The organism is Actinoplanes sp. TFC3, from assembly GCF_001553785.1.
Lineage (GTDB): Bacteria > Actinomycetota > Actinomycetes > Mycobacteriales > Micromonosporaceae > Actinoplanes.
Map to the genome: position 1 here is coordinate 1,304,718 of NZ_LOJP01000001.1, position 13,235 is coordinate 1,317,952.

Here is a 13,235-nt window from a genome sequence, read left to right on the forward strand (position 1 = left end):
CATTCGCACCCGCCCGACCCCTCGCCCACCCGTGGATCAAAGCGACGACCAGGGCGCCTGCGGAAGTGTCGGACCTGCACGGCAGACTGACGGGCGGAGGTGAGGACCGGATATGTCCTTGACGCCTTACCGGGAGACGTTGGCTCTTCGGGGGATCAGGTCGTTGCTTGCGGTGGCGACGCTGGCCAGGGTGCCGATCACGGCCGGGACGGTCACCCTTACGTTGCACGTGACGCAGGACCTGAGCCTGGGGTACGGGGCAGCCGGCCTGGTCGGTGCCGCGTTCACGATCGGCGGGTCGTTGGGGGCTCCGGTGATGGGCCGGATCACCGATCGGCGGGGGCTGCGGCCGGTGCTGGTGCTGACCACCGTTTCCGAGGTGTTGTTCTGGACCACTGCGCAGGCCATGCCGTACTGGGCGCTGCTCGTGGCGGCTCTGCTCGGTGGTCTCCTCACGTTGCCGGCGTTCGCGGTTGCCCGGCAGTCCATTGCTGCGCTGGCACCCGAGTCGCATCGGTTGCCGGCGTTCGCCCTGGATTCGATCACCACCGAGCTGTCGTTCATGACCGGCCCGGCGCTTGGCGTCCTGGTATGCACCACGGCAGGACCGCGCACCGCCATGCTCGCGGTCGGCGGCGGCATCCTGCTGTCCGGCGTCGGCCTGTACCTGCTCAACCCGCTGACGCGAGCACCCGGCGAAGCCCCGATCTCGGCGAGCGAACGGGTGTCGCGCCGCTCCTGGCTGCGACCCGAGTTGATTGCCGTGCTCGCGATCAGCAGCGCGGCCACCCTGGTGCTGAGCGGCACGGACGTGGCCGTGGTTGCGGTGCTGCAAGAGTCGGGCGAGGTGCGGTGGACCGGCGCGGTCCTGGCGCTCTGGGCGGTCTATTCACTGCTGGGCGGCTTCGCGTACGGAATGGTCCGTCGCGGTCTGCCCCCGCTGCTCCTGCTCGCGCCGATGGCTCTGCTCACCATTCCGGTGGGGCTCGCCGGCAACTACTGGTGGCTGCTCGGAGCGCTGCTGCTGCCCGCGGGAGCCCTGTGCGCACCAACGATCACGGCTACGGCCGATGCGGTCAGCCGGCTGACTCCGGCGGCGGCCCGGGGTGAGGCGATGGGCTGGCACAACTCGTCGCTGACAGTGGGTGTGGCGTTGGGCGCACCGGCGGCCGGCGCGGTGATGGACATGTTGTCGCCGGCGTGGGGGTTTGTGACGGTCGGTGGCATCGGGCTGCTCGTGGCGATCGTGGTCCTGCCGATCGAGCTACGCCGCCGCAAGCAGGAAGCAGCCGGAAACAGCGCCGGCCATGAAGAGCAGAGAACGAGCGGGGCCGAGGCCGCCGGGCAGGAAGGCGCCGCCGGCCCGATCGCCGACTTCCCGCACGCGGACGCCACCCGGCCACCTCGCTGAAATAGCCGGAAGGTAGCCGGGGACGAAGGCCGGAACAAAGCCGACGAGGAGAGAAGGCAGCCAGGACAAAGGCGGGGAACTGCCGACCGGCTGAAGCCACGGATACCCTCAACCGCCGGCGACCACAGGCTCACCCTCAACCTCAACTTTGGCCGCCTCGAACTGCTCCAGCGCAGCCGTCGTCGTAGCCGGCGCAACCCCGGCAGTCATTCCGAGCAGCACCTTCGTGTCAAAGCCGGCAGCCTTGGCGTCCAGCGCCGTAGCCCGTACGCAATGGTCAGTAGCGATCCCCACCACGTCCACCGTCGTCACACCCCGGGCCTGCAACCACGCCGCGAGACCTTTGCCCGTATCGGTGTGGCCTTCGAAGCCCGAGTACGCCGCCGCGTGCTCGCCCTTGTGGAACACCGCCTCGATGCGGTCCGTGGCCAGTGCCGGGTGGAACTGCGAGCCAGTCGTGCCCACCACGCAGTGCGCCGGCCACGAGTCGACGAAGTCGGGGTGCGTGCTGAAGTGGGCACCCGGGTCGACGTGATAGTCCTTGGTCGCCACCACGTGGTCCCACGACGAGGTGGTCAGCGCGGCCGAGATTGCCGCGGCGACGCCCGCCCCACCGGCCACGGCCAGGGAGCCGCCCTCGCAGAAGTCGTTCTGGACGTCAACGATGATCAGAGCGCTGGTCATCAAGCTGCCTTTCAGGCGGGGATCACGGTGACGGGAATGGCCGGATCGCCGGCCGAGAGCTTGAGGCCCTCCCACGGGATGGAGATCAGGCATTGGCGCAGGTGTTCGCGCGACTCGGCCAGGGCAGGGGGCTCGGCGATCTCCCCGGCAGCGATGAACGAGCGCTGCAGGAGCCGGTCGTTGGCCTGGTGATCGGGTACGCCCTGGGAGACAATTATTTCTTCCGTGGCCGTACCCGTGGGCTTGTGGCGCCTGATCGCGGTCTTGCGCCCGCCCACCGTGGCCTTGTTCTCCGACCTTTTCACCACCGGGCGGCCTTCCACCTCGACCAGCTTGTAGACCAGGCCTGCGGTGGGTGCGCCCGAGCCGGTGACCACTGCCGTGCCCGCGCCGTACATGTCGACCGGTTCGGCGGCCAGCGACGAGATCGCGTATTCGTCCATGTCGCCGGACACCACGATTTTGGTCTCGGTGGCGCCGAGCGAATCGAGCAGCTCGCGGGAGTGCTGGGCCAGCACGGAAAGGTCGCCCGAGTCGATGCGGACCGCGCGCAGGTCGGGGCCGGCTACCGCGATGGCGTTGCGGATGCCCTGGGCGATGTCGTAGGTGTCCACCAGCAGCGTGGTGTTCTTGCCCAGCGCCGCCACTTGCGAGGTGAAGGCCGCCGTCTCGTCGTCGTGCAGCAGCGTGAAGGCGTGCGCGGACGTGCCGGTGGTCGGGATGCCGTACCGGCCGCCCGCGGCGAGATTGGAGGTGGAGGAGAAACCCGCGAGATAGGCCGCTCTGGCTGCAGCAACAGCCGCTTCTTCATGGGTACGGCGGGAGCCCATCTCGATGATCGGACGCCCCCGGGCCGCCGTGACCATGCGGGCGGCCGCCGACGCGATGGCGCTGTCGTGGTTGAGCACCGACAGGATCAGGGTTTCCAGCACGACGCACTCGGCGAAGCCGCCCGAGACCGTGAGGATCGGTGAGCCGGGGAAGAACAGCTCGCCCTCGGCGTACCCGTCGATGTCGCCTCGGAATGTGTAGTTGCTCAACCAGGTGGCGGTGGTCTCATCGACGATGCCGGCCGCACGCACGAACGCCACATCCTCGTCGCGGAAGCGGAAGTCGCGGATCATCTCGATCAGCCGGCCCTGGCCAGCGGCCACCCCGTAGCGCCGCCCGGTCGGCAACCGGCGGGCGAACACCTCGAAGACGCTTGGTCGTTCGGCGGTGCCGTCCCGCAGGGCTGCGCTGACCATGGTCAGCTCGTACTGGTCGGTCAGCATGGCAGGCGCGAAGTCGTTCAACGGCATCTCCTTAGGCGAGCTCTCCCGGCCCTCACCCTCACGGCCGTCGTTGGGTCCGGGTGGCGCGGTTCGGTGCTGTCGATCGCGCCACCAATACCCTATTGCGGCAACAGCTTCAGCGCTGGCGTGAGTTCATTCCGGCCGTTGACACCCAGCTTCGTGTACACGCGCTGTAGGTGGTTCTCCACGGTCCGTGGCGACAGGAACAGCTGATCCGCGATCTCCCGGCTGCGCACGCCACCGGCAGCAAGTTCAGCAACCTGTCTTTCCCGTACGGTCAAAGCAGGCTGGACGGCCACCAGAGCCGGCGTGCGAACCGTGTCGCAGCGGCCCAGCACGTCCGCCAGCAGGGTACTCGCCGCCAGGGCACGGGTGTCGCGCGCGGCTCGGAACAGGCGCACCGCGGTTGCTGCCGTTTCGGCGGCGAAAACGAGACAGCCCACCCCGGCGAACTCCCGCGCCAGCGTGAGATGCGCCTCGCCGTCCACGCCGGCACGCGCGTGGCGGACGAACAGTGCCGACAACCGGCCGCCGACCTTGCCCCCGAGTTCGCTCATGCGCCCGGCGACCAGGTCCGGGCAGCCGAGCCGGACCACGTCGTACAGGGCGAGCAACTCGTGACCGTGGAAACCGCCGGACCGGGAACGCGACGCTGACGCGAGCTGTACTCGTACCGCTGTGGAAATGTCTCCCGCACAGGCGTACGCCCACGCCCGGGCCTGCTCCCGCCAGGGGTAGTAAACCGAGAAGACGCCATTCGCGGCCTCATCGGCGAGCTGCAGCGAGGCCGTGGCGAGCGCGACATCTCCGCGCGAGGCAGCGATGATGGCCCGCGCATAGTGGGCGCTGCCGTCGTAGACATGGCTCGGCGCGAGCGCGGCGCAGGCCTGTTCCACCGCACGCAACGCTTGGTCCGTGCGGCCGCGCAACCACGCCGCCTGGGCCTGCAGCAACGCCACCCAGCCGGAGCCCAGACCGAAGCCGCCTGCCTGCACGAGCCCGGCGAACTCGGCGGTCAGGATCCGGTCGATCGCCGGCAGGTCGAGCGTGACACTGACCAGCATGCCCTGGGCCATCTGCAACGCATATTGCACCGAGGGGGTGTCGCGGCGCCACTCGGCCGCCACGGCCAGGACCTGATCGAGCAACTCCTGCGCATGGGCCGGATCGCCCCCGGCCGCACTGAGAAACGCCAGCACGCAGCGCGCCAACGCATGGGAGGGCACGCTCGCGGCTGGTTCGGCCAGGACAGCAGCGGCCAGCTCGCGCGCCCGCCCCACCTCGTCAAGCAAAAGCCTCAGGAAAGCCTCGAACGCATGTACGCGCGCTGCGTCGCCCGGGTCGGCGGTCCTGACCTCGGCCAGCGCGTTCACCGCCTCCGGGCGCCCGAGCCCGAAGAACTCGACGGCCACCCGGGCGGTGAGCCGGCGGGGAGTGTCGTCGGGGGTTTCATCCAGCACGGCCAGCGCGCGTTCGGGTTCGTCGGCGAACAGCAGGGCGGTCGAGAGCAGCTCGGCGGCCGGATAGCCCGCTCCTGCGTCATGCGCCGCCGCGCCCAGCCGGCGGGCGAGGTCGATGTCGAAACCGGCGAACGCTTGAGCTGCGGCGTCGAGCAGCATGGCGCCGTTTTGAGCCGTACCGGAATGCAACCTCAGGACCGCGACCCGCAGGAGGTCGTTACGGCGCCGCGAGCCCGAGGTCTCGATCAGGCCGGCCAATGTCGCCTGCAACCGGCGAGCGCGCGTGACCGGGCAGGTGCGCCGCACGACCTCGCCGTAGAGCGGATGGGCCAGGCGCACGTCATGGCGGCGGTCGTGCTCGATGACGCGGATCAGCCCCCGGTCCTCAGCGGCCTCCACGTCCGCCTGATCGGCCCCGCGCAGCAACAGCGACAACCCCATAGGCTCACCAAAAGCCACCAGCTCAAGCACATCCCGTACGCCCGGAGTCAGCCGTCCGATCCGCGCATCCACCAGCTCGGCCAGGCTCGGGGCCAGGGCCAGGCGGCCGGTCCAGCGCCAGAATCCGTACGCCTGCTCCAGCTCACCACCGCCGATCGCGGCCATCACCAGCTCGCGCAGCAGCAGCGGATTGCCGCCGCCCAGCCGCCCCATCCGCTGCGCCGACCCCGCCTCCACCGGCCCGCCCACCAACGCGGTCAGCAATGCCCGCGAATCCTCCACGCTCAGCGGCGTCAGCTCGGCGTGCGCGACCAGCCCCTCGGCCCACAGCGCGCTGATCGCGGCGGGCACCGGTTCGGCGGTGTGCAGCGTGCCCAGCAGGGTGGCGCCCTCGCGGACCAGCAGGTGCACCAGCGCAGCGGACGGCGGATCCAGCAGATGGGCGTCGTCAACGGCGAGCACGATCGGGCGACCGGCCGCGTCGTGGATCAGCCCGTCGACCGCCCAGCGCATGAGCCCGGCCGGAGACAGCCCGATCGGCGGGTCCCCGGGCAGGATCTGCACCAGCCCGCCGAACGGCAGACCGGAGGTGGCGATGGTCGCGGAGGCACGGTAAACCGCCCACCGTCCCGCCGGCAGGTTGGCGACCGCCTCATGCAGCAGGCGGCTCTTGCCGATGCCAGCCGCGCCACTGAGAATCAGGCCGCGCTCGGCGGAACTGACCGCCACCATGCGCAGGCGGGACAACTCGTCGGCACGACCGACGAAGCCCCAGTGCTCCACGCGGTCATCATATCGAGATATGTCACGGTCCCGCTCCTGTCGGTTACCCGTCTCAGTTTGAGTAGCGAAGTTGATCGCGGTAAGTAGCGCCACCCCTGTATAAGGCTCTTGACGTGCCATAACGGTTCCACGGAGCCGGCGCGCAACATGTCCGGGCCCCTCCTGGCGGGGTGGGGCCCGGGCGCCCGCGAAAGGTCCATACACCCCGATGGGGGCGGTGTCATCGCTCGGCGGCCGGTTTCTCTTGCGCGACGGCGTGGCACGATGGGGGCATGGCGTTGCCTCAGGTTGCTCCCGTCGAGACGCCACAGATCGAGGAGGTGCCGGCTGATGACCGGCCTTGGGTGACCATCGTCTGGGACGATCCGGTCAACCTCATGTCCTACGTGACGTGGGTGTTCCAGAAGCTCTTCGGCTACAGCCGCGAGAAGGCCGAGGAACTCATGCTGGACGTGCACAACAAGGGCAAGGCCGTGGTCTCCACCGGCGCCCGCGAACGGATGGAGATGGACGCGTCCCAGCTCCACGGCTACGGTCTGTGGGCAACGGTAGACCGTTCGTGACTCTTCGGTACCGGATCAAAGCTCTGCAGATCAAAACTGGGCGGGTGATCGACTGATGTTCCGGCGCTATGGCAACCAGTGTGTGGCCGCGTTCGCCGTGGACGAGGTGCGGGTGTTGCGCAAGGTGGCGGGTGAGGTCGTCGGCCTGCTGATGGACGGCTTCGACCACACCGACCCGGTGGTCGACCGGCTGTTTCCCGACATCTACCCGGACGACCCCGACGACTCCGCCGAGTTCCGCCTCTACACCGAGGGCGACCTCAAGACGGGCAAGATCGACCAGGCCGGCGCGATCCTTGCGGCGCTGCCGGACGACGGCCCCGGCGAGGTCCGCCTGGACGGCGAGGAGGCGGAGGCCTGGCTGCGGGCGATCAACGACGCCCGGCTGGCCATGGGCACCCGGCTCGACATCCAGGCGGACACCGACCTGGGCGCGGAGCTGGACAAGGCGGTCGTCGAGGACCCCGCCTCGGGCCGCGTCTTCCAGCTCTCGGTGTACGCCTACCTGGGTTACCTGCAGGAGTCCCTGCTCAACGCCTTAGTCGTCGAGCACGGCTAGCTCTTCGCCCGAGAGTTCCAGCTCGGCCGCCTGCGCCGAGTCAGTGATCGACTCCGGGCGGCTGGCGCCGGGGATCGGGATCACCACCGGGCTCTTCGCCAGCATCCACGCCAGGGTCACCTGCTGCGGGCTGACCCCATGCTGCTCGGCCACCCGGCCGAACGCGCTCTCGCCGAGTTTGCCCGCCTTGCCGATGCCGCCGAGCGGTGACCAGGGCAGGAATGCGATGCCGAGTTCGTCGCAGAGCCGCAGCTCGGCCTCGGAAGAGCGGAACGCGGGGGAGAACTGGTTCTGCACCGACGCCAGCCGGCCACCGAGGATCTCGCGGGCCTGCCGGATCTGATCGACAGTGGCGTTGGAGATGCCGGCGAGCTGAATCTTGCCCTCGTCGAGCAGGTCACGCAGCGCGCCGACAGACTCCTCGTACGGGGTCTCCGGGTCGGGCCGGTGGAACTGGTAGAGCCCGATCGCCTCGACACCGAGACGCTTGAGCGAGCCCTCGACCGCCTCGCGCAGGTGAGCGGGTGAGCCGTCCAGGGTCCACGACCCGTCACCCGGGCGCAGGTGGCCACCCTTGGTGGCGACGAGCACATTCGAGGTGTCCCCGCCATAGCTGGCCAGCGCCTGAGCGATGAGCGACTCGTTGTGGCCCACCTCGTCGGCATGCTGGTGGTAGGCGTCGGCGGTGTCGATCAGGGTGATGCCGGCGTCCAGAGCGGCGTGGATGGTGCGCACGGATCGCGCGGTGCCGGGGCGCCCCTCGATGGACATCGGCATGCCGCCGAGGCCGATCGCACTGACTGACTTCTCTGCGATGCTTCGCTGCTTCATAGCCGTTGTCGTACCCGCGGATGCTCCGGATAGGCCGGTGCCGCTCCCGGGCGTGAGCACTGCCACGCCCGGTGCCCGGGATCGTCACGGTAATGTGAACGATGTGCTCACCATCGACAGTGCGATCGTTGACGCGATCGTCGCCCACGCCCGCCGGGACCACCCCGACGAGGCCTGCGGCGTTGTCGCCGGGCCCCTCGGCAGCGACCTGCCGACGCGGCACATCGCCATGGACAACGCGGCGCGGTCGATGACGTTCTACGAGTTCGACTCGATGGAGCACCTGCGTGTCTGGCGCGAGATGGATGACAACGACGAAGAGCCGATCGTCATCTACCACTCGCACACCGCCACCGAGGCCTACCCGTCGCGCACGGACATCTCGTTCGCCGGCGAGCCAAACGCGCACTACGTGCTCGTTTCCACCCGTGAGCCCGATTCCGAGGAGATCCGCTCGTTCCGTATCGTGGACGGTGTGGTGACCGAAGAAGAGGTCAACATCGTGGATGCGACGGTGGACGCGTGAGCAGGAGTGCGGACGGGTACGCCGTCCAGTCGTACATGTTCGGGCAGAGTCCCGCGTCGGTCTACTACGAGTGTCGCTGAGCGCCTCGTCCCGACCGGCCCATCCCGACGTTTCGACTCACTCTTTCGCATCCGAGGAGCATCACCATCATGGCTATCGAAGTTCGCGTTCCGACCATCCTGCGCAGCTACACCGGCGGCGCGAAGGTCGTCGAGGGCTCCGGTGACACCCTGTCCGGTCTGATCGACGACCTGGACGCCAAGCACAACGGGCTCAAGGGGCGGCTGATCACCCCCGAGGGTGGGCTGCACCGTTTCGTGAACATCTACGTCAACGACGAGGACGTACGCTTCCTGGGCGCGCTCGACGCCAAGGTCAGCGACGGCGACTCGGTGACGATCCTCCCGGCCGTGGCCGGCGGCGCGCTCGGCTTCGCCGCGGCGGCTGCGTTCCTGGGCAGGTAGTCGTCATGGCTCGCTACGAGAGCCTCCTTGACGCCTGCGGGGGCACGCCGCTGGTCGGCCTGCCCCGGCTCTCGCCGACGGTGCCCGAGGGGGCACCGCCGGTGCGGCTCTGGGCCAAGCTGGAGGACCGCAACCCGACCGGCAGCATCAAGGATCGCCCGGCTTTGCACATGGTGCGCGAGGCCGAGGAATCCGGAAAGCTGCGCCCCGGCGACACCATCCTCGAGCCGACCAGCGGCAACACGGGCATCTCCCTGGCCATGGTGGCCAAGCTGCGCGGCTACCGCCTGGTCTGCGTCATGCCGGAAAACGTGTCCAGCGAGCGCGTCCAACTCCTGCGCATGTACGGGGCGGAAATCATCTTCTCCCCGGCTGCGGGCGGCTCGAACCAAGCGGTAGCGGTGGCCAAGCAGATCGCCGCCGAACACCCCGACTGGGTCATGCTGTTCCAGTACGGGAACGCGGCGAATGCCCGTGCCCACTACGAAACAACTGGCCCCGAGCTCGTGCAGGACCTGCCCACGATCACCCACTTCGTGGCCGGCCTGGGTACGACCGGCACCCTCATGGGCACCGGCCGTTACCTCAGAGAAAAGATTGACGGCATCCAGATCATCGCCGCCGAACCCCGCTATGGCGAACTTGTCTACGGCCTGCGCAACATCGACGAGGGATACGTCCCCGAACTTTACGACGCCACAGTCCTGACCCGCCGCTTCTCAGTAGGCACCCGCGACGCCGTCCTGCGAACCCGCCAACTGGTAGAGGTCGAAGGCATCTTCGCCGGCTTCTCCAGCGGCGCCATCCTGCACGCGGCTCTGGCGGTGGCCCACGAGGCGGTCAAGGCCGGAAAACGCGCCGACGTGGCCTTCGTGATCTGCGACGGCGGCTGGAAATACTTGTCCACTGGGGCGTATGGCGGCACGCTTTCCGATGCCGAGGATGCGCTTGAGGGGCAGCTCTGGGCGTGATTTTGTTCGTGGCTTGATAGTGTTTGCGGCTTGATGGGCGGGGCGGTTCCGTTGAGGGCCGTCCCGCCTCTCTGTTTCTGGTCGTTCTTTGATGGGGCTGCTTCGGGTTCTTGCACCACCCTCCGAGGGCCAGTTCATATGGCCTTGATTGCGGCTTTTCTCGCGCTGGGCGGAAGGATGGATCGGTTTGTTTCGCCCCTTGAGACGCCGATTCGTTGAGCTTTGGGGCGTAGGTTCGGCCGCGATGGGGTCGCGTGTCTCAGTAGGCGACCGCCAGCAAGACATCCACAGCCAGCGGAACGGCAGCGCCCAGCAGGAGCACCCACGGCAGCACGCGCCGATGGATCGACAAGAACGCTCCGACCGCCAGCGCCACGCTGACCATTCCGAAGAAGGCCAGCACCCACGTGTACCAACCGGGTACGCCGCCGCTGATCTGGGAGAGCAGGCCGCGGACCCCTACACCTACGCCGCCGAGGCCGAGTAGGGATGCGTAGATCGACATTGTCAGGAGGCGGCGGGCGCCGGGGGCGGGGTCGTCGGCGGCTGGGAAGCGGAAGCGTACGTCCTCGTCTCCGACCTCCTGGGTCAGCGGGCGGGTTGGTTCCCAGCCGAACGGGACCACCTCCGGAGCGCTCACTTCTTGTGGTGATGAGCGTTGGCGGATGCGTGTCTTTTCGTCCGCGTCCGTTGTCGTCACGATTCGACCCTCCGTTTTGTCCCGGCGATGTCCCTCACCGTGTGCAACGGATGCGACTCACAAGGCGTAACGCCATCGACAAAGGCGCGTGCGACAGAGGGCGGGACCTAGGTTGTCGATTTAGCGACAAATCGATCAGGCGTTTACGTGACGCGCTGGTCCGGGCGTAGGCTGCGCAGCGTGATGGACTGGTCCGCGTGCCTGACCGGGGGCCGGTTGGCGGGCGCGTGGACAACCGAGCGTGAACCAGAGGGATCCGCATGCGACTGACCGTTCTCGGCTGCGCCGGCAGTTTTCCCGGCCCCGAGTCGGCCTGTTCCGCCTATCTCGTCGAGGCCGAGGGTTTTCGTCTCTTGATCGACTTCGGTTCGGGCTCGCTGTCGGCGCTGCAACGCTATGCGGGAATCGACGCGGTCGATGCCATCTTGATCACCCATCTGCACTGCGACCACATGCTCGACGCGTGTACCTATGTGGTGGTCCGTCGTTACTCACCCGGCGGTCCTCTGCCGCCGCTGCCGGTCTATGCCCCGATGGGTGCGGCCGAGCGCATCTCGGCGGCCTACAGCTCCGAAGCCGAGCCGGTCGACGACGTCTACACGTTCTACGGCCTGCAACCGGGCACATTCCCCATCGGTCCTTTCATAATCACCGCCGATCGGGTCAACCATCCGATCGAGACCTATGGCGTACGAATAGAGCACGACGGACGGGTCCTCGCGTACTCCTCGGACACTGCACCCTGCGAACCCCTGATCCGGCTGGCCCAGGGCGCGGACGTGTTCCTGTGTGAGGCGAGTTACCTCGACGGCCGGCCCAACCCGCCCGACCTGCACCTGACCGGCGGCGAAGCGGGCCAAGCCGCCACCAAGGCCGATGTGGGCCGCCTTCTCTTGACCCATTTGGTACCCGCCTGGGCGTCGGAGGCATCTACTGTGGAGGCCGCATGCGCGGCGTACGCGGGTCCGGTGGAGGTGGTCCGTCCGGGCGCCAGCTACGATTTGTGAGCTGCCGAGGGGACGGCACGAGCGCACCATCGAATCGATCGTGACCTTGGAGTGCCCTGCATGACCGGTCCATCAGGAGGCGGGCGCAGCTTGCGCATCGTCCGACTGGCGAACTTCGTCTCACCCCGGCCCGGCGGCCTGCGAACCGCCCTTCGCCACCTCGGCGAGGGCTATCGGCAAGCCGGTCACGAGCCGATCCTCATCGTTCCGGGCCGCGAGCGCTCCGACGAGATGACCGAGCAGGGCCGGGTCATCACGCTGCCGGGGCACCACCTTCCTCGTACCGGCGGGTATCGCGTCATGGCCGGACGCCGTGAGCTGACCCGCCTGCTGGATGAGCTGGAGCCCGACCGCCTCGAGGTCTCGGACCGCTCGACGCTGCGCTGGACCGGCCGTTGGGCTCGCGAGCGCGGTGTGGGTTCGATGATGGTCTCCCACGAAAGTCTGGCCGGGCTGCTGGGCGTGTGGGGCATGCCGCACCGCGAAGCCCTCGCCGACCGGCTCAACCGGCGTACCGCGGAGACATTCGACCAGATCGTGTGCACCACCGCCTTCGCCGCCGCGGAATTCCGCCGGTTGGGCGTGCCCAACCTGGTCGAGATCCCGCTCGGCGTGAACCTGCGCCAGTTCCACCCCAGCCGCCGCGACACCACCGTCCGCGAGCGCTATGCCCGCCCCGGCGAGTTGCTCATCGTCTTTTGCAGCCGGCTCTCCGCGGACAAGCGGCCGGAACTCGCCGTCGACACTCTCGCCGCGCTGCGGGCCGGCAAGGCTCCCGCCGTGCTGGTCATCGCCGGTGACGGTGCCCGCCGCACCGCACTGGCCTATCGCTCGGCGCGCCTGCCGGTGCGCTTCGCCGGCCACATCTCCGACCGCGACGCCGTGGCAGCCCTGCTGGCCAGCGCGGACGTCGTCGTCGCGCCGGGGCCGGTGGAGACGTTCGGACTGGCCGCGCTCGAAGCCCTTGCCTGCGGCACTCCGGTTGTTGTCAATGACGCGAGCGCGTTGCCCGAGGTTGTCGGCCCGGCCGGCCTGGCAGTCCGGGGCACCCCGGACGCGTTTGCTGAGGGCGTACAGAAAATTATGGAGCGTCCGGAACGGCAGCGTCGCGCGGCGGCACGGGCCCGGGCCGAACTCTTTGGCTGGCCCAAGGCTGTCGAGGGCTTCTTGCATGCCCACGGCGCGCGGACGGCGTCGCTGCAGGCGGCTGCGAAACTGACTCGCCAGACGGCCCGTAAGCTGCGTCCTGCCGTGCCTGCCGTCGTGGCCGCCGCCACCGATGTCTGGGCGACCGCCTCGGCCGAAGGTGCTTGATCCGCTGCTCAGGACCCGGGTCTACCAACGATCCACACCGAGCCTTGAAGGTTGTTCACAGGTGGGTCGTCCGGTCGGGGCAAGTTATCCACAGGGTTGACACCCCCCGGCGCGAACCGCTCCGGATCCGCCTAGACGAGTAAGTCCTAACTACCCCTGAGTCGTGGGCATGACGAAGGGTGTCGATGATCCGTTTGTGACGACAGACATCAACACCCTTCTGACC

At 68.5% G+C, this 13,235-nt stretch carries 12 protein-coding genes and 1 pseudogene; 8 read left to right on the forward strand and 5 right to left on the reverse strand.

Annotated features, from left to right (window positions below):
• Positions 1-112: 112 nt before the first annotated feature.
• Complete coding sequence (locus tag TFC3_RS05845; protein ID WP_067496629.1) at positions 113-1,411, forward strand: MFS transporter; 1,299 nt, start codon at positions 113-115, stop codon at positions 1,409-1,411.
• A gap of 108 nt (positions 1,412-1,519) precedes the next feature.
• On the opposite strand, the gene TFC3_RS05850 is transcribed toward TFC3_RS05845, so the two are convergent.
• The 3 genes from TFC3_RS05850 to TFC3_RS05860 all read right to left on the reverse strand — a co-directional run bounded on the left by TFC3_RS05850 (position 1,520) and on the right by TFC3_RS05860 (position 6,074).
• Positions 1,520-2,095, reverse strand: coding sequence for an isochorismatase family protein (locus TFC3_RS05850; RefSeq protein ID WP_067496632.1), 576 nt, complete (start codon positions 2,093-2,095; stop codon positions 1,520-1,522).
• 11 nt (positions 2,096-2,106) lie between these two features.
• On the reverse strand, positions 2,107-3,390 hold the full coding sequence (locus TFC3_RS05855; RefSeq protein WP_067506043.1) for a nicotinate phosphoribosyltransferase: 1,284 nt from the start codon (positions 3,388-3,390) through the stop codon (positions 2,107-2,109).
• 98 nt (positions 3,391-3,488) lie between these two features.
• Positions 3,489-6,074, reverse strand: a complete 2,586-nt coding sequence (locus TFC3_RS05860; protein ID WP_082771870.1) for a LuxR C-terminal-related transcriptional regulator — start codon at positions 6,072-6,074, stop codon at positions 3,489-3,491.
• 272 nt (positions 6,075-6,346) lie between these two features.
• Between TFC3_RS05860 and clpS the strand changes: the two genes are divergently transcribed.
• Positions 6,347-6,637 (forward strand): ATP-dependent Clp protease adapter ClpS, encoded by a 291-nt coding sequence (gene clpS, locus TFC3_RS05865; RefSeq protein WP_067496635.1) that lies wholly within the window; start codon positions 6,347-6,349, stop codon positions 6,635-6,637.
• A 55-nt stretch (positions 6,638-6,692) separates the two neighbouring features.
• Positions 6,693-7,196, forward strand: a complete 504-nt coding sequence (locus tag TFC3_RS05870) for a DUF2017 family protein (RefSeq protein ID WP_067496638.1) — start codon at positions 6,693-6,695, stop codon at positions 7,194-7,196.
• Here the strand turns inward: TFC3_RS05870 and TFC3_RS05875 are convergent.
• A complete protein-coding gene (locus TFC3_RS05875; RefSeq protein WP_067496640.1) occupies positions 7,176-8,027 on the reverse strand; it encodes an aldo/keto reductase in 852 nt (283 codons plus the stop codon). The genes TFC3_RS05870 and TFC3_RS05875 overlap by 21 nt on opposite strands.
• A 103-nt stretch (positions 8,028-8,130) precedes the next feature.
• On the opposite strand from TFC3_RS05875, the pseudogene TFC3_RS05880 reads away from it, so the two are divergent.
• From TFC3_RS05880 to TFC3_RS05890, 3 genes and pseudogenes are all read left to right on the forward strand, one after another.
• Positions 8,131-8,633: pseudogene (locus TFC3_RS05880) on the forward strand (Mov34/MPN/PAD-1 family protein).
• Positions 8,634-8,702: 69 nt separating this feature from the next.
• Positions 8,703-9,017, forward strand: a complete 315-nt coding sequence (locus TFC3_RS05885; protein ID WP_067496644.1) for a MoaD/ThiS family protein — start codon at positions 8,703-8,705, stop codon at positions 9,015-9,017.
• Between the two features lie 5 nt (positions 9,018-9,022).
• Positions 9,023-9,988, forward strand: a complete 966-nt coding sequence (locus tag TFC3_RS05890; RefSeq protein ID WP_067496646.1) for a PLP-dependent cysteine synthase family protein — start codon at positions 9,023-9,025, stop codon at positions 9,986-9,988.
• 259 nt (positions 9,989-10,247) lie between these two features.
• Here TFC3_RS05890 and TFC3_RS05895 read toward each other — a convergent pair whose 3' ends face one another.
• Entirely contained in the window at positions 10,248-10,628 is a 381-nt protein-coding gene (locus tag TFC3_RS05895) for a hypothetical protein (RefSeq protein ID WP_067496649.1), read from the reverse strand.
• Positions 10,629-10,948: 320 nt separating this feature from the next.
• On the opposite strand from TFC3_RS05895, the gene TFC3_RS05900 reads away from it, so the two are divergent.
• Together TFC3_RS05900 and TFC3_RS05905 are read left to right on the forward strand one after the other, a co-directional pair.
• Positions 10,949-11,695: an MBL fold metallo-hydrolase gene (locus tag TFC3_RS05900; RefSeq protein WP_067496652.1), complete on the forward strand. Its 747-nt coding sequence runs from the start codon at positions 10,949-10,951 to the stop codon at positions 11,693-11,695.
• Positions 11,696-11,785: 90 nt separating this feature from the next.
• Positions 11,786-13,009 (forward strand): glycosyltransferase, encoded by a 1,224-nt coding sequence (locus TFC3_RS05905; protein ID WP_067496655.1) that lies wholly within the window; start codon positions 11,786-11,788, stop codon positions 13,007-13,009.
• The last annotated feature ends 226 nt before the right edge of the window (positions 13,010-13,235 follow it).